The organism is Shewanella sp. SM32, assembly GCF_025654235.1.
In the GTDB taxonomy this organism is placed as follows: Bacteria; Pseudomonadota; Gammaproteobacteria; order Enterobacterales; family Shewanellaceae; genus Shewanella; species Shewanella oncorhynchi.
Map to the genome: position 1 here is coordinate 1 of NZ_JAKKRO010000187.1, position 520 is coordinate 520.

Consider the following 520-nt stretch of genomic DNA (forward strand, 5'->3'; position numbering starts at 1 on the left):
TGGCACACTAATTTTGGCCACCTAAATAGAGGTGATATTATTACCTCGTAGATGACTTTAGGTGAACACATGAGATCGACAACCAGAAAAACATTTAGTGCTGAATTCAAACTTGAAGCAGCCCAATTAGTCCTCGATAAAAACCATAGCATCATCGAAGCTGCAAAGGCGATGAACGTTGGTAAGTCCACTATGGATAAATGGGTGAGACAGTTAAAACTAGAACGCCAGGGTGGCACACCAAAAGCATCTCCGATTACCCCTGAACAAATTGAAATCCGTGAGCTGAAGAAGCAAATAGCTCGTCTTGAGGAGCACAATCTTATCCTAAAAAAGGCWACCGCTCTCTTGATGTCAGACTCGATGAACAATTTACGCTAATCAGCGCACTCAAGCAGAGCCACTCTATTCTCACAATTTGTAATGCATTCAAAGTGCATCGAAGTAGCTATAAGTATTGGCTAAAAAGAAAAGAACATATTGATGCAGACTTKACTATTTTATGCAGTGAAGTGAAGGC

Annotated in this window: 1 pseudogene; it reads left to right on the top strand. The window is 40.9% G+C overall.

Going from position 1 to position 520, the window contains the following annotated elements:
- Positions 1-69 precede the first annotated feature (69 nt).
- A pseudogene (locus L5M10_RS24110) lies at positions 70-520 on the top strand (transposase); the annotation flags it as partial.